Genomic DNA, 21989 nt, shown 5'->3' with positions numbered 1-21989 from the left:
AACAAACCGCGTCGGACCGTAACGAGAGAAGCACTTCCGAAGTCAACGTGATCATGCGGTTATGCCCGCATTTGCGCTGGTACGTGTAGCCGATCATCCGAGCCGGGATGGGCGACCGGCCCGGGTGCGGGCACGTCGAGCGGCCGTGCCGCACGATGGACGGATGCCCGCTGAGCTGACCGAACGCCTGGCCGCCCTGTTCCAGTGGATCGACCCCGGCCCCGGCACCAGCCACCTGGTCAGCGACATCTCCGGTTGGTGGCGCGACCCCAACGTGCTGGCCGAGCTGGGACCCGCCCTGGTGGTGCCGTACCGGGCCGCCGGACCGACCGTGGTGCTCGCCCCGGCGGTGACCGGCCTGCTACTCGGCCCGCTGGCCGCCACCGCCCTCGGTGTCGGCTTCGTGGCCGCACACAAGCCCGGCGACGGACGGCTGCCGGCCGGGCCGCTCACCTGGGCGCAGAGCCCTCCGGACTACCGGGGCCGGCGAGTCGACCTGGCCGTGCGGGACCGGCACCTCGGCCCCGACGACCGGGTCCTGGTGGTGGACGACTGGGTCCGCACCGGTGCGCAGATCCGCGCTCTCTACGACATCTGCGCGGCGCGCGGCGCCGAGGTGCTGGGCACCGCGGTGGTGGCCCTCGACTGCCCGCCCGAGATCGCTGCCGCGCTACGGATCACCGGTCTGATCAGCGCCGCGGACCTGCCGGCTTGACCTGAACCTCGCTTCACCTTCGACGATCGAGGCATGGGCGACGGAATCCTCGACGAGGCGTACGAACGACTGCACCGCACCGGCCCCGAATACGACGGCTGGCTCTCCAACCACGGACCGATGGCCGTCGAGGCGCTGACCCGACACGGGCACCAGCAGCGGGTGCACCGCTGGCTCGACGACTACCTCGGGCGGCTCGACGAACTGCCCCGCGGCCTACGTCCCATCGACGACTGGCGGACCGCCCTGGGCGACGAGAAACGGGCCGGTGACTGGCTGGCGTACTTCGACCGGCACCTGCGCGAACACCCGTGGCGGGACGTGCTCGGCACCTGGTGGCCCCGCCTGCTGCCCGGCATCGCCGCCGGCGCCACCCACGGGGTGATCCGGGTCGGGCACGCCGTACGCGCGCTCGAAGCGGACGACACCACCCCACACCGGATCACCGAACTGGCTCAGGCCCTCGGCTACTGGACGGCCCGTTGGCAGCCCGTCCCCGGCGCCGACCGGCTCCTCCACGGCCCCTCTGCCGACCGGGAGCGGTTGGACGTCGACGCGGCGCTGGCCGGAGTGCCCCGGATCGACGACCAGACCGGGGGCGTCCGGGATCGGCTGGGCCGGCTTGCCGGCGTACCCCGATGGGAGCCGGCGCTGACGGCACTTCGGCCCGCGCGGACACCGGCCGAGGCGCAGCAGGGGCTCACCACCCTGGTGCACCGCGCCGGCCTCAACTACCTGCGCTTCGGGCACGCGTCGCCGGTCATGCTGGTGCACGCGGTCACCGCGCCGACGGCGGTGCTGCGTACCCTGCCGGCACTGGACCGGGCGCTGTGGGCGCCGAGCCTCGCCGCGGCCTGGGCCGCGACGGCGGCCATGACCTCGGTGTACGCCCCCACCGACGGGATCGCGCCTCCGACGGTGACCGCCGCGACTCCGGCGGAGGTCTTCGCCCGCGCGGCCCGGCACGGCGACGAGCACGTGGTCAAACTGGCCGACGCGGTCGTCGACGCGCACGCGGCCACCGGCGACGAGCGGCTGCTCACCGCGGCCGGCTACGCCGGGCAGCTGATCTGAGCAGGGTCCCGCGAATTGCGACGGCGCGGCGGGCCGCGCTCGCCTAGCCTCGGCAGGATGTGGCCTCGGATCGGTGAACTGCGCACCCTCGCCCTCGGCACCCCCGGCGAGCTGCGGGAGACCCTGAACACCCTCGTGCTGGCCGGTATGAAGACCGCCACGGCCGGTCGGCTCGCCGAGTACGCGGAAGAGGGCGAGGAGTTGGAGCGGGTCGGCGAGCGGCTGGCCCTGGTCGACGACGACGACGCGCTGGCCGGCGTCGTCGAGATCACCGACGTCGAGGTGGTCCGCTTCGCCGACGTGCCCTGGGATTTCGCCCGCGCCGAAGGCGAGGGCGACCGCTCGATCGAGGAGTGGCGGGCCGGGCACTCGGCCTACTGGGCGCGGCTCGGGACCCCGGTCGACGACGACACCCCCATCGTCTGCCTGCGCCTGCGTCTGGTCTCCGCCGGCGGGGGCGGCGTGGCCGGCGGCGACCTCGGCACCTGAGCCGGGGTCCGCCGCGCCGGTGCTGCCTCCGGTTCAGCCGCGCAGACCCGGCAGCAGCCTGGTCGCCACGTCCGCCAGCACGGCCTCGTCACCGGCGTACCAACTGCTGGCACGCGGCCAGTGCGTCACCACGTCGGTGAAGCCCAGGTCCGCGGCCCGGCCGACCTGGTCGGCGAAGAACTGCGCGCTGCTGAGCGAGAACACCGGCGCCGCGTCCAGCGAGAGATAACGGTCCAGAGTGGCCGGATCGCGACCGGCCTCGTCCAGCGTGCGGTCCATCCGCGCGGACAGCGCCGACACGCTGCCCCACCAGCCTTCGAGATCGTCCTCGTCGCTGGTGCCGGTGGTCACCCAACCCTGACCGAACCGCGCCACCAGCCGCATCGACCGCGGCCCGTTGGCGGCCACCACGAACGGCACCCGGGGCTGCTGCACGCAGCCGGGGTTGTTGCGGGCGTCCACCGCGGCGAACCACTCGCCACGCCAGGTGGTGCCGTCCTCCCGCAGGATCAGATCGAGCAGCTCGGTGAATTCGGCGAACCGGTCGACCCGCTGACGCGGCGGCAACGTCTCGCCGCCCAGCACCGCCGAGTCGAAGCCGATACCGCCCGCACCCAGGCCGAGCAGCAACCGACCGCGCGACATGTCGTCCACCGTCGTGATCTGGCGGGCGAACGCGGCCGGGTGCCGGAAGTTCGGCGACGCCACCAGGGTGCCCAGCCGGATGCGGGAGGTCACCGTGGCCGCGGCGGTCAGCGTGCCCATCGAGTCGAACCACGGACCGTCGACCAGATCCCGCCAGCCCAGGTGGTCGTACGTCCAGGCGTGGTCGAAGCCCCACTCGTCGGCCTGCCGCCAGCGATGCTGCGACTCCGCCCAACGCTGGTCCGGCAGGATCACGATGCCAATCCGCATGATCGCCAGCCTAGTCGTGTCGATCCACCTGCCCTAGCGTCGTGATGGTGCAGAGGGCCGGGCCGGTGGTGCGACCGGCGTACCTGTCGGACGTGCCGGCACTGGTGGCGTTGCGCATGGCGGTCGTCGACCAGTTCACGGTCGTATTCACCGACGCGACCGGCCGAGACGCGATCCTGACGCCGACACCCGGTACGTCACGTGGCGCGCGTCACACTTCATGGCGGTAGGGAGTTCCCGGACGGCTCCGACCTCTCCGTGACAGGGCACCCGGTGGGTGTCTGTCTCCCGAGGAGAGGAACGAACGCGATGACGAAGGTGACCGCACAGCTCTCGGTGTCGGCGGACGGGTTCTACGCCGGCCCGCAGTTCACCGGCGACGGCGACTGGATGGACTCGGCCGAGAGCGCGGGATTCTTCCGGATAACCCGCTGGGCGACCGAAGCGGCGGCGTGGCGCGAGCGGCAGGGCTTCGCCGGCGGGGAACAGGACACCAACTCGGACGTGATCGCCGAGTCGTTCGGGGCGGCCGGCGCGTACGTGATGGGCCGCCGGATGGCCGACGGCGGTGAGGTGCCCTGGGGCGAGGAGCCGCCGTTCCGCGCGCCGGTCTTCGTCGTCACCCACCGCCCCCGCCAGACCCTGCTGCGCGAAGGCGGCACCAGCTTCACCTACGTCACCGATGGCGTGGCCAGCGCCGTCGAGCAGGCGCGCGCCGCAGCCGGCGGCAAGAACGTCGCCGTGGCCGGAGGCGGCAGCCTGGTCCGACAGGTGCTCAAGGCCGGCCTGCTCGACGAGTTGGAGCTGCACGTCGTACCGGTCGTGCTCGGCACCGGCCTCCGGCTGTTCGACGCGGACCTCGACCTCGACGACAGGGAGGCGATCGAGCTGACGCCGACGCGGGTCATCCACACCCCGGAGGTCACCCACATCCGGTACGCGGTGAACGGTCGCGCCCCGCTCGTGCTCGACGACCGGGGCAGCGGCGGCGGGCCGACGGCGACGCGGTGACCCGCCGGCGACCGGGTGCCTACAGGCGGGACAGCACCAGAATCCGGTTGCCGTCGGGGTCGGTGACCCGGGCGGACCGCTCACCCCACGGCTGGTCGACCGGCTCCTCGGTGACCGTCGCGCCACCGGAGCGCAGGGCGTTCACGGCGGCGTCGCAATCGTCGGCGTAGACGCACAGCTCCCAGCGATGCGAGTGGGCCGGCTCGCCGGCCTCCGGGTCGGCAGCCAGGCCCAGCTCGCTGTTGCCCAGGCGCAGCGCGACGAACTCCGGATCGCCGTCCGCGGGGAACCGGTAGGTCAGCTCGAAGCCGACGACGTCCCGATAGAACGTGATCAGCCGCGCCAGGTCGGGCGTCGTCACGATGGGAAAAGCCTCGGTGAACACGCGACCACCTCCTGACCGGACACTAACCGGCACGGGCGGATTTCCCGTGTCAGTGCCCGTGTCAGGGCCGCGTCAGGGGGGTGACAGGCCAGCCGCCGATGGTAGCTGCACGACGAGTTCAGCGATTGCGGTCTCCCGACTGCGAAAGACCTACAAGGACAAGGTCGTGCTCGACGGCATCGAGGAAGCCGATCAACTCGCCGACCGGATCGCCGTCCTCGACCAGGGGCGTCTGGTCGCCCAGGGCACGCCCGACGAGCTCAAGCGCCAGATCCCCGGCACCCACGTCCGGCTCCGGTTCACCACCATGGCCGAACTCGACGCGGCCGCCCGGGTGCTCACCGACTCCACGCGCGACGACGAGGCACTGGCCCTGCGGGTGCCCAGCGATGGCGGAACGGCCTCGCTGCGGGCCCTGCTCGACCGGCTCGACGAGTACGCGATCAGTGCCGAGGGGTTCTCCGTACAGACGCCGGACCTCGATGACGTCTTCCTCGCCCGGACTGATGCTCCTGGCGGTCTGCTACGGGCTGGGCGCCACCGCGACGGCGGTGAACTCCGACATGACGAAGGGCATCATCAACCGGTTCAAGGTCATGCACGTCTCCCGTGGCGCCGTGCTGACCGGTCACGTCGTCGCCAGCGTGCTGACCAACCTGGTCGCCATCGCGGCCCTCATCGGGGTGGCCTTCCTGCTCGGGTTCAACCCGTCGGCGAGCTTCCTCGGCTGGCTCGGCGCGATCGGCGTCATCGTGCTGCTCGGTTTCGCCGCCGGCTGGCTCACGGTCGCCCTGGGGCTGTCGGCGAAGTCTCCGGAAACGGCCGGGCTGGCCTCCGTACCCCTGGTCATGCTGCCGTTCTTCAGCAGCGCGATCGTGCCGGCGGACAAGATGGGACCCGGGCTCGGGAGTTCGCGGAGTACCAGCCCTTCACGCCGATCATCGAGACTCTGCGCGGTTCCTCAACGGCACGCCGTCCACCGGTGACGTGATCCAAGCTCTCGTCTGGTGTGTCGCCATCGCTCTCGTGGGCTACCTGTGGGCGCAATCCACGTTCACGAAGCGGGCGTGACCGCGACCAACTGATCCCAGCTCGTCCGAGTGCCTCCCGGCGCCGCCTCTGCGAACGCCACGCCGCGGCCGAAAAATACGAGAGCAACGACTGAGGCCCAGCCAGGGAACCCTGTCCTGAGCTGGGGCCTCACGCTGGAGCGGGTGACGGGAATCGAACCCGCACTGTCAGCGTGGGAATCGCCTACGTCTTTACGCCTCGTAGTCTTGAGCCGCTCAATCGGTACGGACTGTAGGCAACGGAGCCATATGTGGCCCGTTCGCTTACCTCTCTTTACCCTTGCACCGGGCACGGAACGGGCATGCCTCCGCTTTGACACCTGCTGGAGCCTCTCGCTCCCGCCCACAACGTCAGACCCCTTCGGGACACTGCGTACCGGAGCGCCTGGGCAAGGGGAGGCTCGTGCATGGATCGGTCCCTGGTCGCGGAACTGCACTACATAGCGCCTGTCGCAAACTTGCCATCGATGGCGAAGTGGGGCCTTGTTTCCCACAACCTCGCCCGGAGCGTGGAGCATGCGTCGGTGGCAGCTGAGGAGATCCAGGACCGCCGCGCCGGGAAGCGAGTCCCCCAAGGTCTCCTGCTTCACGACTACGTCAACTTGTACCTTCATGCACGGAATCCGATGATGTCCCGTTTGCGCAACGGAGGGTGCGCCCCGATCGTTGTGCTACGGATTGACCCTTCGGTGCTGGACCTTCCGAATGCCATCATCGCCGACGGAAATGCGGCCGCCGACTACACTCGATTTTACCCGTCACCGCAAGGTATAGAAAGACTTGACGAGGAACGGGTTTACGCACGGTGGTGGACCGACAGTGACCGGATTGTCTATTTCGAAAAGAAACGCAAACGTTGCGCAGAGGTGCTTATACCAGAGCGCATTGCGGTAGAGTTCATTAGAGGCGCATACGTCTGCGATACGCACGGAGCCCAGGCTTGCCAGATGCTTGGAATCGGCGGGGAAGTGAATAATGACATCTTCTTCAAGTAGGAGCACGTCAATCAGGTTGACTCAGGGCAATCTGCTGAACTCGCGCGCGCAGACCCTAGTAAACACGGTCAACTGCGTCGGGATTATGGGCAAGGGCATCGCGCTTGCCTTCAAGAGGCGCTACCCGGAGATGTTTCAGGATTACGTGCGCCGTTGCGACGCCGGCACGGTAAAACTAGGGAAGCCGTACATTTTTAGGGCCGACGATCATCTCATCGTCAATTTCCCCACTAAGGATCATTGGCGTTCAGTCAGTCGGCTTGAGGACATCGAGAACGGCCTGATGTACCTTAAAGAACATCTTCGCGAGTGGGGCGTCACCTCGATCGCCGTGCCACCTCTGGGCTGCGGTAACGGCCAGCTTGACTGGTCCGTAGTAGGGCCGACGCTGGACAAGCATCTTCGTGATTTCGCCATCCCGGTTGAGCTATACGTGCCTCATGGTGTCGAACCAAGCGATGCGCAGCTCTCGTTACTTGAAATGCCGGAGCAGGAAGGCCGCCGAGGCGATACGCCCAGGGTAGCACCTGGGGCCATAGCGCTAGTCGACATCCTGGCCAAGATCGAGGCGGAACCATACCACTGGCCTGTAGGCCGGGTCCTGTTCCAAAAAATTGCCTACTTTGCCACTGCGGCAGGCATTCCGACGTCTCTAACGTATGAAGCCAACAGCTACGGGCCTTACGCTGCTTCACTCGGTCGCCTAACCGCGCAACTCCAGAATAACGGTCTTGTCGCTGAGGTACGTCGCGGCAGCATGATTGAGACCCGGGTGGGATCGACCTTCAGCGATGCGAAGATGCACTATATGACAGAGCTTCAGCAGTGGGAAGCAGCTATAGCTCGCGTGGTGGATCTTGTTGCTCGCTTCGATTCGCGACGAGCGGAAGTCGCGGGTTCTGTTCATTACGTTGCTGATGCGCTGCGAAGCAGGTTCGGACGCAGGCCGACAACCGCTGAGGTGATTGAGTACGTGGAGAAGTGGAAGATTCGCAGAAAGCCGCCGATTAAGCACGACGACATTGTGCGATCCGTCGTGGAACTCGCCGCGATGCAGTGGATTGATGTAGAGGCAGACGACGCTGTTGCCGGTGTTCTTACCGAGCTTGGTGTCTAGCTGCAGACTATCCCGTCTGCCGCCGACCCGCCCTCCCGGGGAGCAGACCGCCACCCGGCCCGCCACGTCAAGCGGACCTTGATGCCGCTGGGTGACCGGCGACGAGTCGGGGCCGGGGTTGGCGACGCGCACCAGTAGGGGCAGGCCATCAGCCTGCCCCACGACTCCTGCCCGAGGGTCGCACAGGCTCCGAGGTCAAGGGCGGCCCGCAGGGCCGTCGCTCGCGACGCGTAGCGCCTTTGAGCTCCGAGGGGCGGCCGCGCGGCGGCTGGCCTGCCTGGCTTTCACTTGACCTGCGGCACACCGGTAACACCCTCGCCTCGCGGACCGGGGCAATCCTCGCCGACCTGATGGCGCGGATGGGCCACGCCTCGACCCTCGCGGCGATGATCACCAGCACACCGCCCGCGAGCAGGACGAGCAGATCGCCGAAGCGCTCAGCTCGCAGATCAAGAAGAGTCAGGATCGGGCACGGCAAGCGCAAGAAAGTAATGGCAACGACCGAGGCCCCAGCCAGGGAATGTGTCCTGAGCTGGGGCCTCACGCTGGAGCGGGTGACGGGAATCGAACCCGCACTGTCAGCTTGGGAAGCTGATGTTCTGCCATTGAACTACACCCGCAGGCGGCACCACTGTACCCGAGTGGTCGCGCCGGTGCACCCAGGTACCCCCGCGCACCCCCCGCCACACGAACCCGTGAAGAAGTTTCCGGACGGCAACATATGGCCGTTCTCAAATGCGTCGATGGGTTGTAACGTCTGCCACACGTTCTCAGCCACGGCGTGACACACCCCCTGTCACGCTGCCAGAAAGAGGTGGGCCCATGGGACCCCGTCCCAACCTGCTGACCCGGCGTGCCGCCGGTGTCGCGTCCACGACACTCGCGCTGCTGCTCAGCACCGCCGCGGTGGGCGCCGTCCCGGCTGCGTCGGCCTTCTCCGCGGCGCCCGGCGGCGCCTGCGTGGAGCCGGCGGACAGTCACGCCAACGCCCGGGTCAAGCCCGGCGCCGCGGCGAAGCACGACCCGAACGAGCTGACCGCGAAGCAGGTCCGCGAGCGGGACGCCGACCTGGCGGCGGCGCTGCGCGAGCGCGCCAACTTTCGCGCCGGCGCAGGAGCGACGGCACTGGCCACGGTCACCATCCCGGTGGTGGTGCATGTGATCCAGGAGAACAGCACCCGAGCCGGCGGCAACATCCCCGACTCGTTGATCACCTCGCAGATCACCGTGCTCAACCAGGCCTACGCCGGCGCGACCGGCGGCGCGGCCACCGCGTTCACCTTCCGGCTCGACAAGATCAACCGGGTGACGAACCCTTCGTGGTACCCGATCGTGCAGGGCTCGTCGGCGGAGCGGTCGATGAAGTCGTCGCTGCGGGTGGGCGGCAAGAACACACTCAACATCTACCTCGGCGAGTTGAGCGACGACCTGCTGGGCTGGGCGACCTTCCCGCAGCGGAACCTGAGCAGCATGGACGGCGTGGTCGCGCTGAACGAGTCGCTGCCGGGTGGCACCGCCACCAACTACAACCAGGGCGACACCGGCACCCACGAGGTGGGCCACTGGCTGAACCTCTACCACACCTTCCAGGGTGGCTGCGGTGGCTCGGGTGACAGCGTCAGCGACACCCCGGCCGAGGCGTCGCCGGCGTACGAGTGCCCGACCGGGCGCAACACCTGCTCGGCGACCGGCCTGGACCCGATCACCAACTTCATGGACTACACCTACGACTCGTGCATGTACCAGTTCACCCCGGGACAGGCGAGCCGGATGCTGACCGCGTGGAACGCGTACCGCGCCGCGTAGCTTCTCCGCGTACACCCGGTGCCGGCTCCGTCACGACGGAGCCGGCACCGGCGTTTCCAGCATCGGTCGCGATCAGGCGGCCGTGCACTGCACGTCACGGCTGCGACGGGTCGGGCGGGTCTGCGGTACGGCAACCGGTGCGACCGGTGCCGGCGCTGCGTGCGGGTCGAGCCACACCCGAACGGCCGGCCGGCCCGGCGGCACACCCGGAACGCCAGCGATGTGCTGCTCGCGGCGGGTCAGCATCGCCACGTCGACGGTGAACTCGAACAACCGCCAGTCGACCTGCGGCTCGGCCCGGGCACCCTGCGCCAAACGGGCCAACTGGGCCGGATCGGTCACCGGACGGGCGTGACCCGCCACGTACGCCTCATCGTCGCTCTCCTCCGGCGGGAACGAGTGCAGCGCGTAGCGGCCGTCTCGTTCGAGGTCGCGGCGCTTCGGAGAGTCGATGATGAAGCAGAACAAGCCCTCGTCGGTGATGACCGGGGAGACCGGATGGACCCGGGGCCCCCCGTCGGCGCGGACCGTGGCCAGGTAGCCGAAGCCCGGCCCGTACTGCTGGAGGAGAACGCGGATCCCGGCGGCGAGTCGGGGCTCGTCGGCGGCGAATTCGGACCAGGAAGCCATGCGGGCATTCTATCGAACAAATGTACGACCAGCGACCTCGACGCGCTGGTCACCGGCACCGAATCTGGCCCCCGCGCACAACGCGGCTATGGTTGTCCGATGCTGCTCTCCGACCGCGACCTGGTCTCCGAGATCAAGGCCGGCGCGCTGGGCCTGGAGCCCTTCGAGCCCATGCTGGTCCAGCCGTCCAGCATCGACGTGCGACTCGACCGGCTGTTCCGGGTCTTCAACAACCACCTCTACACCCACATCGACCCGGCAATGCAGCAGGACGACCTGACCTCGGTGGTCGAGGTTCCCGACGGCGAGCCGTTCGTGCTGCACCCCGGGGAGTTCGTGCTCGCCTCGACGCTCGAGGTGATCTCGCTGGGCGACCAGCTCGCCGGCCGGCTGGAAGGGAAGAGTTCGCTGGGCCGCCTCGGTCTGCTCACCCACTCCACCGCCGGCTTCATCGACCCGGGCTTCTCCGGGCATGTGACGCTGGAGCTGTCCAACGTGGCGAACCTACCGATCACGCTCTGGCCGGGCATGAAGATCGGTCAGTTGTGCATCTTCCGGCTCTCCTCGCCGGCCGAACACCCGTACGGCTCGGTGGTGTACGGCTCGCGCTACCAGGGGCAGCGGGGGCCGACGCCCAGCCGCGCCTGGCAGCACTGGCGTACCTGGCCCACCCGCTGACGCGGTACGACAGACACACGACGAGGGCCCGCCGCGACGGATCGCGACGGGCCCTCGTGCGTCTGCGGTGGGTCAGCCTGGGCGGCCGTAGCTGTGGATCGGGCCGTCGTCGACCTTCTTCATCTTGATGGGTTGGCCGGCCTGGGAGGCGTGCACCACCCAGCCGTTGCCCACGTACATGCCGACGTGGTGGATGTCGCTGTAGTAGAAGACCAGGTCACCGGGGCGCAGGTCGCCCTTGCTGACGTTCTTGGTCACCCGGCTCTGCGCGGCGGCGTTGTGCGGCAGTGACACGCCGGCCTTGGCCCAGGCGGCCAGCATCAGCCCGGAGCAGTCGTACGAGTTCGGGCCCTCGGCGCCCCACACGTAGGGCTTGCCGATCTGCGCGCAGGCGAACTTCACGGCCACGCCCGCGGCACCGCCCGGGTAGCTGGCCGGGCAGGGCGCGGGACGCAGCGGGCCGCCGCCGCCGTTGCCGTACACCTTGAGGCGCAGCTTCTGCAGACGGTCGATCTCCTCGTTGATCTGCTTCTTCTTCGCCGCCAGCTGGGCCTCGGTACGGGTCAGCTGGGCCACCATCTCGTCCAGTGGCGCCTTCTGCGCGGCCAGGTCGTTGCGCAGGTCGGCAACCTGGCGTACGTCCTGCTGCTGGTTGTGCGCGAACCGGTCGAGCATCTCGAGCTGCCCGACGACCTCGCTCGGCGACCGGCTGCCCAGCACCGCGTTGACGGTGGAGACGTTCTCGCCCTTGTACGCGCGCACGGCCAGAGCGCTGACCTTGTCCATCGCGGCGTCGACCTGACGCTCCAGCGGGGCGATCCGGGCGGCCAGGGCGTCGGCCTGCTTGCGCTTGACGGCGAGGTCGGCCCGGGTGGCGTTGTGCCGTTCGATGATCGGTTCGAGTTTGTTCCAGTCGGCGTCGATCTGGCGTTCGATCTCGGCGACGGACGGGTCGGCGTGGGCCGCCGTGGCGCTGCCGGTCAGGACGACGGCGACGCCGACCAGTGCGGCGAGAGCGGTGGTGAAGCGGGACCAGCGTGGACGCGGCACGATCGACGTCGGGTCGGCTGCTGCCGACCGCTCGGACGACGGCCGCGGGGCATGAAGTGCCACCGGGGTTCCGTTCTCCTTCTTCCTGACCGCCTACCGGGTTAGCTGACGGGTTCGGGCGGGAAGTCGGCGCCCTACCGCAGTGGCTGCGGATTCACCCCGGGGGAACCTGGGTCCCCGGTTCGCTCGGAAGCGACTCGGCGGTGTCGGTCCGTTACCGCCCGGGCTGGGCGGACCTGCTATCGGACCGGCGAATGACCAGAGTAGAGACGCCTGTTACCAATCCGCAACCCGTGCGGCCGTGACACTCCGTACCGATTGGAGAGGGTCACGGGCCGTACCCGAAAATTTCCTTCCGACTGCATCGACAGATGGAAAGGTATTGACGCGGACTCCCGGGCGGCGCGAAGGTGACCTCACCTTCATTCGTGGAATCTAGGGGGTTCGATGCACCGTCCAACCCTGTCCCCCGGCCGGCGCGCTCTGCTCGCCGCCGCCGTGGTCGCCGCCGCGACCGCGGTACCGCTACCCGCCGGGGCGGCCGCCGCCGCACCCACCGCCGACCGCCAGCAGCAGTACGTCGCGGCGGCAGCGGAGTACGGCGTACCGACCGACGTGCTGCTCGGCGTCTCCTACCTGGAGTCCCGCTGGGACAGCAACGCCGGCACACCGAGCACCAGCGGCGGCTACGGCCCGATGCACCTGACCGACGCTCGCCACGTGGCCGCCCTACCCGGACGCGGCCACCACGACGTCGGCACCGAGGACCCGCGCGGCGACGACTCCGACCCGCGCCGGCACCCGCGCCGGCCGAGGACCCCGCACCGCCCGCCGCCGCGTTGCAGACCATGGACGCCGCCGCCGCGCTGACCGGCGCGGCACCCGAGTCGCTGCGCACCGACGCGAGCGTCAACATCCGCGGTGGCGCGGCGCTGCTGGCCGCGTACCAACGGGAATTGGGCGCCCCGGTCGGCACCGGCACCGACCCGGCCACCTGGTACGGCGCGGTGGCCCGCTACGCCGGCGCGGACAGCGCCGACGCCGCCGCGGCCTTCGCCGACGAGGTCTTCACCACCATCAGCGCCGGCGAGTCCCGGGTGACCGACGACGGCCAGCGGATCACGCTGCCGGCCCGCGCGGTACAGCCGGAGCGCTCCTGGCTGGACCGGCTGGGCCTGCGCCGCCTGGCCCGCCCGGACGGGCTGGAGTGCCCCCGCACCGTCTCGTGCGAGTCGATTCCCGCGCCGTACGAGGCGTTCGGCGACGGGGACTACGGCAACCACGACCTCTCCGACCGGCCCGCCCGGCAGAAGATCGAGTACATCGTCATCCACGACACCGAGGCGAGCTGGGCGACCACTCTGAAACTCGTCCAGGACCCCACCTACGTGAGCTGGCACTACTCGCTGCGCTCCGTGGACGGGCACATCGCCCAGCACGTGAAGACCAAGGACGTCGCCTGGCACGCCGGAAACTGGTACGTCAACGCCAAGTCGATCGGGTTGGAACACGAGGGCTTCGCCGCGCAGGGCACCTGGTACACCGAGGCGATGTACCGGGCCTCGGCGAAGCTGGTCCAGCACCTCGCGCTGCGGCTGGGTATCCCGCTGGACCGCCAGCACATCATCGGCCACGACAACGTGCCCGGCACCGTCGCGTCGACCGTACGCGGAATGCACTGGGACCCGGGTCCGTACTGGGACTGGACGCACTACTTCGACCTGCTGCACGCGCCGCGTCTGGACACCGGCAGCCCGGCCAGCGGGCTGGTCCAGATCGACCCGAACTACGCCACCAACCAGCCCGCGTTCATCGGATGCGTCACCCCTGGCGTGCCGTGCACGCCGCGCGGCTCCTCGTCGGTGGTGCTGCACAGCGCGCCGTCCGCGGACGCGCCACTGGTCAACGACATCGCGCTGCGCCCCGACGGCACCCCGAACACCATGGAGGTGTCAGACCACGGCGCCCGGGCCTCCGCCGGCCAGACGTACGCGCTGGCCGGCCGGCAGGGTGACTGGACGGCCATCTGGTACCTCGGGCAACGGGCGTGGTTCCACAACCCGCCGTCCGCGCCGACCGCCAAGTGGACCGTCGGCGTGGTGGCCACCCCGAAGCCCGGACGGGCGACCATCCCGGTGTACGGGCGGGCGTACCCGGAGCAGGCGGCCTACCCGGCCGGCGTGCCCTACCAGGAGATCTCGCCGCTGCAGTACACCCTGGCCGCCGGACAGCGGTACGCCGTCGGCGCGGTGCTGGCCGGCGAGTACTACCGGGCCAGCACGATCGACGGTTCCTCGCCCGGTGACTGGACGGTGATCCGCGGCGAGAACCGGTACGCGCAGATCCAGTTCGGCCACCGCATCATGTACGTCGACCTGGCCGACGTGCAGTTGTTGCCGTCCCCGTTGGGCGCGCCGAGCTGAGAAGCCACGACGGCCCCCGGTCGGTGACCGGGGGCGTCGTGTTGCGCGATGTGGATCAGCCGGGTCTGCGGAACCCGGCGACGGGCATGGTGTTGATGCTGGACACCTGGACCGGTTTGCCGGCACGTGGCGCGTGCACCATCTGGTTGTTGCCCAGATACAGCCCGACGTGACTCAGGCCCGAGAAGAAGAAGACCAGGTCACCGGGACGGGCGTCGGCTCGCGACACCGCCTTGCCCTCGTTCCACTGGTCACCGGTGTGGTGGGTGAGGTAGATCCCGGCCGACTTGTAGGCGTACTGGGTCAGCCCCGAGCAGTCGAACGAGTTCGGGCCGGTGGCGCCCCAGACGTACGGATCGCCGACCTGCTGGCACGCGGTCCTGATCGCCTTCTGTGCGGCCACGGCAAGCACACCGTTGATGGTCGGGCAGCCGACGGTCTTGACCGTGGTCTTGGGCATCGACGCCTCGAGCTTCTTGATCTCGGTGTCGATCTGCTTCTTCTTGGCCGCCAGCTCGTTCTGCTGCTTGGTCTGCGTGACGATCAGCGCGTCCAGCTTCTGCTTCTCGCCGTCGTACTTGGCCCGCACGGCCAGCACCCCCTCGACCTCCTTGCGCTCCTGCGCGGCGAGGCGGTCGAGGACGGTGAGCTGCTCGGTGAGCGTGTCCGGCTTGGCGCTGACCAGCAGCGCGCCGATGTCGTGCGACGGGCCCGAGATGTAGTAGCGGGAGGCGAGGTCGCCGACCCGGTTGAGCGCCAGCTCGCTCTGCAACGCCAGCGGTTCGATCTTCTTCTGCAGGTCCGTCGACTTCTGTCGATTGACCTTCAGCTGCGCCCGGACCTTGTTGTACTGCTCGATGGTGGGCTCCAACTGCTCCCACTTCTTGTCGATCTGCGCCTCGATTTCGTCGACCGTGGGATCGGCGTGTGCCGGCGCGGCGAGCAGGCCGGCGCCGACCGCCGCGGCGGCGAAGAGGACGAGCAGACGATGGGCGGCGCGGCGCAGGCCACCCAGCCGAGCAGACGCATTCAGGTCGTGACGATGAGGGGGCATGGTTGCCACCGGCACCGACTCCTTTGCAACCGACCGCCGGGCGCCTCGCGTGAGGGAAGGGCCGAGGCAGACGACCCACAGCGGTCGGTGCCCCACATTAGGGAAGCGCCGGACCGGAATCAAGGCGAACCCGGTCACCATCACTGTCGTGCAACCGCTTGCACACCAAGGGTATTGACCGATCAACCAACGATTGCGGTCAATACGTCATCGAGCGTCACCACGCCGAGTGGGCGGCGACCGTCGCTGACCAGCACCATGTGCCGCCGTTCCCGGCGCATCGCGAGCAGCAGGTCGGCCAACGTACGCTCCGGCGGCACCACCGCCAGCGGCCGGTACACCTCGGCCGGCACCGGCGCCCGACGACCGTGACCGGCGTAGCCGAGCACATCCTTGACGTGCACGAAACCGAGCACCCGCCGGGTGGACCGCTGCACCACCGGGAAGCGAGACCGACCCGTCCGGGTCGCCAGCACCTCCAGCGACGCCGGCGAGACGTCCTCGGCCACCGTCACCACCGTCGACCACGGCTGCAACGCGTCCGCCGCGGTTCGCGCGTGCAGGGCCAGCGCGCCCGTGATCCGGGCGTGCTGCTCCGCGTCCAGCAGTCCCTCGGTACGCGCCTGGGAGACCAGACCGGCCAACTCCTCGGCGGTGAACACCGTCTTCACCGCCTCGGACGCCTCGATCCGCCAGAACGCGAGCACCCGACGGGCCGCCCACTTCATCGCCAGCAACAGTGGCTTGGTGGCGACGCAGAACGCCAGCATCGCCGGGCCGAGCCACAACGCGGAGACCTCCGGACCGGCCAGCGTGATGTTCTTCGGCACCATCTCGCCGACCACCGTGTGCAGGAAGACCACCACGCCCAGCGCCAGCACGAACGCCACCGGGTGCACCGCCCGCTCCGGCAGGCCGGCCGCGTGGAACGGCGTCTCCAGCAGGTGCGCCAGCGCGGGCTCGGCGATCGCACCGAGGCCCAGCGAACAGACCGTGATGCCGAGTTGGGCACCAGCGATCATCAGCGGGATCTGGTTCATCGCCGACAGCGCCCACCGGGCCCGCTTCGAGCCGGCGGCCAGCGGCTCGATCACCGTGCGCCGGGACGCGATCAGCGCGAACTCGCTACCGACGAAGAACCCGTTGCCCAGCAGCAACAGCACGGTCACCAGCAGCTCAGTCATCGTCGTCCGGTTCCGCCGGGCGCAGCACCCGGACCTGCTCGATCCGGTGCCGCTCCACCTCCACCACGGTGAACTCCCAGCCCTGGGCCTCGACCGTCTCGCCGGCCAGCGGGATGTGCCCGAGCCGGGCCATGAGGAACCCGGCCAGCGTCTCGTACGGCCCGTCGGGCAGCCGGAAACCGGTCTGCTCGGCCAACTCGTCGGAACGCAGCACCCCGTCCACCAGCAGGGCGCGTTCCCCACCGGGCACGGTCAGCTCGATCGGGCCGGCATCGTCCACGGTGGCCGGGTCGAATTCATCGGCGATCTCCCCGACCAGTTCCTCCACCAGGTCCTCGACGGTCACCACGCCGTCCGTGCCGCCGTACTCGTCGACCACGATCGCCAGGTCCGCGCCGGCCGACTTCAACGCGGCCAGTACGCCGTCCAGGTTGAGGCTCTCCGGCACGTACACCGGCTCCCGGGCCACCGAACCGACCATGGTCGACGCCCGGGCGGCCAGCGGCACGCCGAGCGCGTCGGGCACACCGGCCACCCCGGTGACCAGATCCAGCGTCTCCTCGTACACCGGGAAGCGCGTCCGTCCGGTCTGTCGGGACGCCTCGAGCAGCTCGGCCACCGTGGCGGTGGCCCGCAGCGCCACCACGTCCACGCGGGGCGTCATCGCCTCGGCCGCCCGCTTGTCACCGAAACGGATGGTGCGGCGCAGCAGCATCGCGGTGTCGGTGGGCAGCGCGCCGGCCCGGGCGGAGATGGCCGCCAGGAGACCCAGTTCCTCCGGTGAGCGGGCGCTGGCCAACTCCTCCTGCGGCTCCACGCCGAGCGCCCGCACCAGCCGGTTCGCCGAGCCGTTCAGCCCCCGGATCAGCCAGCCGAACGTGCGGGAGAAGGTGTGCATCGGGCCGGCGGTGGCCAGCGCGGCGGGCATCGGCCGGGCCAGCGCCGCGTTCTTGGGCACCAGCTCGCCGAAGAGCATGGAGAGCAGGGTGGCCAGCGCCAGCGCCAGGAACGGCGTGAAACGCTCGGCGTCGTCCCCGGCCACCGGACGCAGCACCGGGGTGAAGATCCGCGCCAGGGCCGGCTCGGCCAGGTAGCCGGTGAGCAGCGCCGTGATGGTGATGCCGAGCTGTGCCCCGGAGAGCTGGAAGGACAGCTCACGGAGCGCGGTGCGTACCGTCATCGCGGCCTGGTCGCCGGCGGCGGCCCGCCGGTCGATCTCCGCACGGTCGACCGTGACCAGGGCGAATTCGGCCGCGACGAAGAACGCGTTGCCCGCGGTCAACGCGACGAAACCGACCAGGGGTAGCAGCGTGGTCAGGAGCAGGCCGTCGATGTCGCCTCACCTCGGCGCGAATTCTCGCACGACGGCGGTGGCACCCGGGGGTGCCACCGCCGTCGACGGATGTCGATGCCGGGGTACGCGGCTCAACCGCCGACCGGCGCGGTGTCCTTGTGGCTCTGCGGCTGCTCCGGCTTGACCGAGCGGAGCAGCACCGTGGCCACGTCGATCACCTCGACCTGCTCGCCGGCACCCTTGCCGTTGACGCCGTCGCTGAGCATCGTCGAGCAGAACGGACAGCCGACGGCGACCGTCTTCGCGCCGGTGGCCATGGCCTCCTCGACGCGGTCCACGTTGATCCGCTTGCCGATCTTCTCTTCCATCCACATCCGGGCACCGCCGGCGCCGCAGCAGAAGGAGCGCTCGCTGTTGCGCGGCATCTCGGTGAGCTCGCCCTCGATGGCGTCCCCGAGCACCTCGCGGGGAGCCGCGAAGACCCGGTTGTGCCGGCCCAGGTAGCAGGGGTCGTGGTAGGTGACCCCGCCGTCCACCGGCTGCACCGGGGTGAGCTTGCCCGTGGAGACCAGGTGGGCCAGCAGTTGGGTGTGGTGGACCACCTCGAACTCGCCGCCGAGCTGGCCGTACTCGTTGCCGAGCGTGTTGAAGCAGTGCGGGCAGGTGGCGACGATCTTGCGCTTGGCCTTCTCCCGACCCTCGAACGCCTCGTTCAGGGTCTCGACGTTCTGCTGGGCGAGCATCTGGAAGACGAACTCGTTGCCGATCCGTCGCGCCGGGTCACCGGAGCAGGTTTCCCCCTCGCCGAGGATGGCGAACTTCACGCCCGCCTCGTTGAGCAGGGTGGCCACGGCGCGGGTGGTCTTCTTGGCCCGGTCCTCGAACGCGCCGGCGCAGCCCACCCAGAACAGGTACTCGAAGTCGTCCACCTCGCCGACCCGGGGCACCTCGAAGTCCAGGCCCTTGGTCCAGTCCTCGCGGGTGTTCTGCGGGGCGCCCCACGGGTTGCCCTTGTTCTCCAGGTTGCGCAGCATCACGCCGGCCTCGGAGGGGAAGCTCGACTCGATCAGGACCTGGTAGCGGCGCATGTCGACGATGTGGTCGACATGCTCGATGTCCACCGGGCACTGCTCGACGCAGGCGCCACAGGTCGTGCAGGACCAGAGCACGTCCGGGTCGATGACGCCACCGGACCCGGCGTCGCCGATCAACGGCTTGTCGCCCTCGGCGAGCGACAGCACGTCGAGGTGGGCGAGCTGCGCGGCGGTGGCCTTCTCCTCGCCGGTCAGGTCCTTACCGCCGCCGGCCAGCAGGTACGGCGCCTTGGCGTACGCGTGGTCGCGCAGGCTCAAAACGAGCAGCTTGGGCGACAGCGGCTTGCCCGTGTTCCAGGCCGGGCACTGCGACTGGCAGCGACCGCACTCGGTGCAGGTGCTGAAGTCCAGCAGACCCTTCCAGCTGAACTGCTCGACGTGGGCGACGCCGAACTGGTCCTTCTCCGGGTCCGCCTCCTCGAAGTCGAGCGGCTTGCCCTGGCTCGTCATCGGGCGCAGCGCGCCGAGGCCGGAGCCGGCCGGCTTGGCCGGCTCACGCTTGAAGAAGATGTTGGGGAACGCCAGGAAGCGGTGCCAGGCGACGCCCATGGTGACGTTCAGCGAGATGACGATCAGCCAGGTCATCGAAATGACGATCTTGATGAGCGCCGCGACGCTCGCCCCGTCCGACCAGTTGGGCAGCACCGCGCCGACCGCGTGGCTGACCGGGGTGGCCCAGAACGGGTACTCGAAGTGGTCGGTGGCGACCTTGAAGCCGCGAATCAGCAAGCCGAAGATCAGGACCAGCAGCACGATCCACTCGACGAAGTAGCCCTGCCACATCGTCGAGCCGGTGAACCGGGACCGGCCGCCCGGCCGGGTCGGCCGGTTACGCAGCCGGATCACCATCAGCACCAGGATGCCGACCAGGCCCAGCACGGTGATGACCTCGGTGGCCAACCCGAAGATCGTCCAGTGCCCGATGATCGGCAGCCCGCCGGTCGGGGTGACCACCTCGAAGTACGCCTCGAGCACCAGCAGCGACAGCACGATGAAGCCGACCATCACGAACCAGTGGGCGGCCCCCACCACGCCCCACTTGAGCATCCGCGTGTGGCCGGCGGTCTCCACCAGCATTGTCTTCGTGCGGGCACCCTTGTCGGTGAACCGCTCCGGTGCGGGCTGGCCGAGCCGGATGACGGCCGTCATCTTCAGGACCGCACGCACCGCAAGCCACACCGCCACGGCGGTGATGGCGGCCGCGAGGATCGTGGTGACGATCTGGACGCTGCCCATCGAGTTGGCCTCCCCGGTCTGCTGCTGTCGAGCGGCTCGGCGACCGGGGCCGGGTCAGGGCGGAGCCGGCGTCACGCCGTTGCCGCACCTGCGACCGGACCGGTCGATGACCTCGCTCCGCTCGGTCATGCTGTGCAGCCTACGCGCAAGGTTACCCAGCAGTAACGTGAGTCATCTCGCATCCGGCCACGCCGCCCTGCGGACACCATAGGGTGCCCCGCCCGGTCCCGCCGGGCAGGGCCTCGTGGGGTGACCTGGGTCCTCCGACGCCTCGACGCCGGGACCGGCTCAACGCCAGCGGGAGAGCAGCGCCAGCGAGGCGACCATCGCACCGAAGCCCACCGCGAGGTTCCAGTAACCCCACGACATGACCGGGTACTGCTGCTCGGAGAGGTAGTAGACGACCAGCCAGCCGATGCCAGCGACGATCAGGGCGACCGCGGTGATCGGCAGCCAGACCGGGCTAGGCTTGCGCGACGTCGCCGCCGTCGTCGGACGTACGTCCGTCGGCGGGGTGTACACCTTCTTCTTGCGGACCTGTGACTTGGGCACGACGCTCTCCAGAGGGGGTGACGACCTCGTCCGGCCTGACAACCGGGCGCGGGGGCGACGGTCCATGGCCAATAATGTTCGAGAGCTAGCGTAGTCCGGAACGGCCGCCCGGACCACGAATGGGTCAGGCCGGTGCACGGAGTGACCGAAAAAGGCGGGACTGTTCGTATCACCGGCCGGGCCGGGGCGGACCGATCCCCGACACGCGGAAGGAACGCTCGGTGGAGTACACATCCGGCGCCGCCTCCTGGCAGAAGGTCCTCCGACGGGCCGGCGCCGGGCTGCTGCCCCGGCGACCGCGTCAACGCCGACCCGGCTGGTCGATCGGGGTGCCCCTGATCGCCGCCGCGGCCGGACTGCTCTTCACCACCTCCGCCACCACCGCCGACGGCACCGCGCTGCGCGAGGATCGTCGGCCGCAGCTCAACCAGTTCATCGAGGACCGCCGCGAGCAGGTCGCGGGGAGCGAGCGCCGGGCTGCCGAGCTGCGCGGCGAGGTCGAGCAACGGACCGACGCGCTCGCCGACTCGGACGGCCCGATCAAGGCCCAACGGGACCGCGCCGAGGGCAGCCTCCAGGCGGCCGGTTTCACCGCGCTCGCCGGCCCCGGGGTGACGGTCGAACTGAACGACGCGCCGCAACCGGACCAGGCCCACCCCGACGCCAGCAACGACGACCTGGTGGTGCACCAGGGCGACGTCCAGGCGGTGGTCAACGCGCTGTGGGCCGGCGGCGCGGAGGCCATGTCAATCATGAATGTCCGCGTGCTCGCGACCAGCGCGGTACGCTGCGTCGGTAACACCCTGCTGCTCCACGGGCGGGTGTACTCCCCACCGTTCAAGATCGTAGCAATCGGCGATCCCGCTGCCCTTCAGCAGGCCCTCGCCGGTTCTGAGGGAGTCCGGTTGTTCAAGGACGCAGTCGACGACTATCAGCTCGGTTACAAGGAGGAGGCCGTCGCCAGAGTGACGGTCCCGGCGTTCGAGGACTCGACCGCCCTGCGCTCGGCTACGGTGCCCAGGTGAGCGGCGCGGACGGGCGACACCGGGACCAGGCGAACGAACCGACGGCGTTCCTGCCGAAGGTCGACCAGCTTGAGCCGACACCTACCCGGCCCGGCCCGGCCGGCAACTGGCCCACCCCCGAGCTGCCGGGCCGCCCCCGCGCCACGCGCCCACCGACCAGCCCCCGAGCCGCCACCGGCCGCGGTGCCGCCG

Annotated in this window: 21 protein-coding genes, 1 tRNA gene, 2 pseudogenes and 1 riboswitch; of the genes and pseudogenes, 14 read left to right on the top strand and 10 right to left on the bottom strand. The window is 69.6% G+C overall.

Going from position 1 to position 21989, the window contains the following annotated elements; translation table 11 throughout:
- Positions 1-163: 163 nt before the first annotated feature.
- From JNW91_RS12845 to JNW91_RS12835, 3 genes are read left to right on the top strand one after another with little or no spacing between them, the layout of a single operon-like run.
- Entirely contained in the window at positions 164-715 is a 552-nt protein-coding gene (locus JNW91_RS12845; protein WP_203175065.1) for a phosphoribosyltransferase family protein, read from the top strand.
- A gap of 33 nt (positions 716-748) precedes the next feature.
- Entirely contained in the window at positions 749-1789 is a 1041-nt protein-coding gene (locus tag JNW91_RS12840) for a questin oxidase family protein (protein ID WP_203175064.1), read from the top strand.
- 57 nt (positions 1790-1846) lie between these two features.
- A complete protein-coding gene (locus tag JNW91_RS12835) occupies positions 1847-2278 on the top strand; it encodes an ASCH domain-containing protein (protein WP_203175063.1) in 432 nt (143 codons plus the stop codon).
- 33 nt (positions 2279-2311) lie between these two features.
- Here the strand turns inward: JNW91_RS12835 and JNW91_RS12830 are convergent, their stop codons facing one another.
- Positions 2312-3193, bottom strand: coding sequence for an LLM class flavin-dependent oxidoreductase (locus JNW91_RS12830; protein ID WP_203175062.1), 882 nt, complete (start codon positions 3191-3193; stop codon positions 2312-2314).
- Between the two features lie 309 nt (positions 3194-3502).
- On the opposite strand from JNW91_RS12830, the gene JNW91_RS12825 reads away from it, so the two are divergent.
- The gene (locus tag JNW91_RS12825; RefSeq protein ID WP_203175061.1) at positions 3503-4204 is read left to right on the top strand and encodes a dihydrofolate reductase family protein; all 702 of its coding nucleotides are present in this window, start codon (positions 3503-3505) and stop codon (positions 4202-4204) included.
- Between the two features lie 19 nt (positions 4205-4223).
- On the opposite strand, the gene JNW91_RS12820 is transcribed toward JNW91_RS12825, so the two are convergent.
- The gene (locus tag JNW91_RS12820) at positions 4224-4589 is read right to left on the bottom strand and encodes a VOC family protein (protein ID WP_203175060.1); all 366 of its coding nucleotides are present in this window, start codon (positions 4587-4589) and stop codon (positions 4224-4226) included.
- Between the two features lie 178 nt (positions 4590-4767).
- On the opposite strand from JNW91_RS12820, the pseudogene JNW91_RS12815 reads away from it, so the two are divergent.
- From JNW91_RS12815 to darG, 4 genes and pseudogenes are all read left to right on the top strand, one after another.
- Positions 4768-5094, top strand: a pseudogene (locus JNW91_RS12815) (ATP-binding protein DrrA1-3 family domain-containing protein); the annotation flags it as partial.
- Positions 5081-5660: pseudogene (locus tag JNW91_RS12810) on the top strand (ABC transporter permease); the annotation flags it as partial. The pseudogenes JNW91_RS12815 and JNW91_RS12810, both read left to right, overlap by 14 nt.
- Before the next feature lie 406 nt (positions 5661-6066).
- Positions 6067-6654 (top strand): DUF4433 domain-containing protein, encoded by a 588-nt coding sequence (locus JNW91_RS12805; RefSeq protein ID WP_203175059.1) that lies wholly within the window; start codon positions 6067-6069, stop codon positions 6652-6654.
- Positions 6655-6670: 16 nt separating this feature from the next.
- Entirely contained in the window at positions 6671-7771 is a 1101-nt protein-coding gene (gene darG, locus JNW91_RS12800; RefSeq protein ID WP_203175058.1) for a type II toxin-antitoxin system antitoxin DNA ADP-ribosyl glycohydrolase DarG, read from the top strand.
- Positions 7772-8317: 546 nt separating this feature from the next.
- On the opposite strand, the gene JNW91_RS12795 is transcribed toward darG, so the two are convergent.
- A tRNA-Gly gene (locus tag JNW91_RS12795) sits at positions 8318-8391 on the bottom strand.
- 202 nt (positions 8392-8593) lie between these two features.
- Between JNW91_RS12795 and JNW91_RS12790 the strand changes: the two genes are divergently transcribed.
- Complete coding sequence (locus tag JNW91_RS12790) at positions 8594-9577, top strand: zinc metalloprotease (protein ID WP_203175057.1); 984 nt, start codon at positions 8594-8596, stop codon at positions 9575-9577.
- Between the two features lie 72 nt (positions 9578-9649).
- Here the strand turns inward: JNW91_RS12790 and JNW91_RS12785 are convergent, their stop codons facing one another.
- Entirely contained in the window at positions 9650-10207 is a 558-nt protein-coding gene (locus tag JNW91_RS12785) for a pyridoxamine 5'-phosphate oxidase family protein (RefSeq protein WP_203175056.1), read from the bottom strand.
- 99 nt (positions 10208-10306) lie between these two features.
- On the opposite strand from JNW91_RS12785, the gene dcd reads away from it, so the two are divergent.
- Positions 10307-10885, top strand: coding sequence for a dCTP deaminase (gene dcd, locus JNW91_RS12780; RefSeq protein WP_203175055.1), 579 nt, complete (start codon positions 10307-10309; stop codon positions 10883-10885).
- A 72-nt stretch (positions 10886-10957) separates the two neighbouring features.
- Here the strand turns inward: dcd and JNW91_RS33560 are convergent, their stop codons facing one another.
- A complete protein-coding gene (locus tag JNW91_RS33560) occupies positions 10958-11998 on the bottom strand; it encodes a C40 family peptidase (protein ID WP_203175054.1) in 1041 nt (346 codons plus the stop codon).
- Positions 11999-12011: 13 nt separating this feature from the next.
- Positions 12012-12148: riboswitch (cyclic di-AMP (ydaO/yuaA leader) on the bottom strand.
- 234 nt (positions 12149-12382) lie between these two features.
- Here JNW91_RS33560 and JNW91_RS32215 point away from each other — a divergent pair.
- Both JNW91_RS32215 and JNW91_RS12770 read left to right on the top strand, forming a co-directional pair.
- The gene (locus tag JNW91_RS32215) at positions 12383-12805 is read left to right on the top strand and encodes a hypothetical protein (protein ID WP_238424869.1); all 423 of its coding nucleotides are present in this window, start codon (positions 12383-12385) and stop codon (positions 12803-12805) included.
- The gene (locus JNW91_RS12770; protein ID WP_238424868.1) at positions 12784-14358 is read left to right on the top strand and encodes an N-acetylmuramoyl-L-alanine amidase; all 1575 of its coding nucleotides are present in this window, start codon (positions 12784-12786) and stop codon (positions 14356-14358) included. Before JNW91_RS32215 ends, JNW91_RS12770 begins: the two co-directional genes overlap by 22 nt.
- A 55-nt stretch (positions 14359-14413) precedes the next feature.
- Here the strand turns inward: JNW91_RS12770 and JNW91_RS12765 are convergent, their stop codons facing one another.
- The 5 genes from JNW91_RS12765 to JNW91_RS12745 all read right to left on the bottom strand — a co-directional run bounded on the left by JNW91_RS12765 (position 14414) and on the right by JNW91_RS12745 (position 20772).
- Complete coding sequence (locus tag JNW91_RS12765; RefSeq protein ID WP_203175053.1) at positions 14414-15427, bottom strand: C40 family peptidase; 1014 nt, start codon at positions 15425-15427, stop codon at positions 14414-14416.
- Positions 15428-15594: 167 nt separating this feature from the next.
- On the bottom strand, positions 15595-16596 hold the full coding sequence (locus JNW91_RS12760) for a hemolysin family protein (RefSeq protein ID WP_203175052.1): 1002 nt from the start codon (positions 16594-16596) through the stop codon (positions 15595-15597).
- Entirely contained in the window at positions 16589-17929 is a 1341-nt protein-coding gene (locus tag JNW91_RS12755) for a hemolysin family protein (RefSeq protein ID WP_203175076.1), read from the bottom strand. Before JNW91_RS12755 ends, JNW91_RS12760 begins: the two co-directional genes overlap by 8 nt.
- 92 nt (positions 17930-18021) lie before the next feature.
- The gene (locus JNW91_RS12750) at positions 18022-20220 is read right to left on the bottom strand and encodes a (Fe-S)-binding protein (RefSeq protein ID WP_203175051.1); all 2199 of its coding nucleotides are present in this window, start codon (positions 20218-20220) and stop codon (positions 18022-18024) included.
- Positions 20221-20508: 288 nt separating this feature from the next.
- Positions 20509-20772 carry a cell division protein CrgA gene (locus JNW91_RS12745; protein WP_203175050.1) on the bottom strand — a complete coding sequence of 88 codons (264 nt, stop codon included), beginning with the start codon at positions 20770-20772 and terminating at the stop codon, positions 20509-20511.
- Between the two features lie 221 nt (positions 20773-20993).
- On the opposite strand from JNW91_RS12745, the gene JNW91_RS12740 reads away from it, so the two are divergent.
- Together JNW91_RS12740 and JNW91_RS12735 are read left to right on the top strand one after the other, a co-directional pair.
- Positions 20994-21797, top strand: coding sequence for a DUF881 domain-containing protein (locus tag JNW91_RS12740; protein WP_203175049.1), 804 nt, complete (start codon positions 20994-20996; stop codon positions 21795-21797).
- The coding region (locus JNW91_RS12735; RefSeq protein ID WP_203175048.1) for a hypothetical protein at positions 21794-21989 on the top strand (196 nt) is incomplete at its 3' end. The genes JNW91_RS12740 and JNW91_RS12735, both read left to right, overlap by 4 nt.

It is taken from the genome of Micromonospora parastrephiae (genome assembly GCF_016802865.1).
Classification (GTDB): Bacteria; Actinomycetota; Actinomycetes; order Mycobacteriales; family Micromonosporaceae; genus Micromonospora; species Micromonospora parastrephiae.
Note: the sequence above shows the minus strand (reverse complement) of the source record. Positions and strands in the feature narration are given on the sequence as shown.

What these genes read in the sequence shown, in the direction of transcription:
- JNW91_RS12845 (WP_203175065.1), top strand. Translation starts at nt 164, where the DNA reads ATGCCCGCTGAGCTGACCGAACGCCTGGCCGCCCTGTTCCAGTGGATC.
- JNW91_RS12840 (WP_203175064.1), top strand. Translation starts at nt 749, where the DNA reads ATGGGCGACGGAATCCTCGACGAGGCGTACGAACGACTGCACCGCACC.
- JNW91_RS12835 (WP_203175063.1), top strand. Translation starts at nt 1,847, where the DNA reads ATGTGGCCTCGGATCGGTGAACTGCGCACCCTCGCCCTCGGCACCCCC.
- JNW91_RS12830 (WP_203175062.1), bottom strand. Translation starts at nt 3,193, where the DNA reads ATGCGGATTGGCATCGTGATCCTGCCGGACCAGCGTTGGGCGGAGTCG.
- JNW91_RS12825 (WP_203175061.1), top strand. Translation starts at nt 3,503, where the DNA reads ATGACGAAGGTGACCGCACAGCTCTCGGTGTCGGCGGACGGGTTCTAC.
- JNW91_RS12805 (WP_203175059.1), top strand. Translation starts at nt 6,067, where the DNA reads ATGGATCGGTCCCTGGTCGCGGAACTGCACTACATAGCGCCTGTCGCA.
- JNW91_RS12790 (WP_203175057.1), top strand. Translation starts at nt 8,594, where the DNA reads ATGGGACCCCGTCCCAACCTGCTGACCCGGCGTGCCGCCGGTGTCGCG.
- JNW91_RS12785 (WP_203175056.1), bottom strand. Translation starts at nt 10,207, where the DNA reads ATGGCTTCCTGGTCCGAATTCGCCGCCGACGAGCCCCGACTCGCCGCC.
- dcd (WP_203175055.1), top strand. Translation starts at nt 10,307, where the DNA reads ATGCTGCTCTCCGACCGCGACCTGGTCTCCGAGATCAAGGCCGGCGCG.
- JNW91_RS32215 (WP_238424869.1), top strand. Translation starts at nt 12,383, where the DNA reads ATGCACCGTCCAACCCTGTCCCCCGGCCGGCGCGCTCTGCTCGCCGCC.
- JNW91_RS12770 (WP_238424868.1), top strand. Translation starts at nt 12,784, where the DNA reads ATGGACGCCGCCGCCGCGCTGACCGGCGCGGCACCCGAGTCGCTGCGC.
- JNW91_RS12760 (WP_203175052.1), bottom strand. Translation starts at nt 16,596, where the DNA reads ATGACTGAGCTGCTGGTGACCGTGCTGTTGCTGCTGGGCAACGGGTTC.
- JNW91_RS12750 (WP_203175051.1), bottom strand. Translation starts at nt 20,220, where the DNA reads ATGGGCAGCGTCCAGATCGTCACCACGATCCTCGCGGCCGCCATCACC.